General features: G+C 46.8%; 1 protein-coding gene. It reads left to right on the forward strand.

All coding sequences use genetic code 11. From position 1 onward, the window contains the following. The coding region (locus tag Q0910_RS28600) for a hypothetical protein (protein WP_299224273.1) at nucleotides 1-233 on the forward strand (233 nt) is incomplete at both ends.

Raw genomic sequence — 233 nt, forward strand, 5'->3', positions numbered from 1 at the left:
TTTACAGGTAGAACCGGATTCACAGGTGCTACCGGAAGAACAGGATTTACAGGTAGAACTGGATTCACTGGTGCTACTGGAAGAACAGGATTTACAGGTAGAACTGGTTTCACAGGTGCTACTGGAAGAACAGGATTTACGGGTAGAACAGGATTTACAGGTGCTACCGGAAGAACAGGATTTACGGGTAGAACTGGTTTCACAGGTGCTACCGGACGTACAGGATTTACAGG

This window comes from uncultured Aquimarina sp., assembly GCF_947495315.1.
Taxonomy (GTDB): domain Bacteria; phylum Bacteroidota; class Bacteroidia; order Flavobacteriales; family Flavobacteriaceae; genus Aquimarina.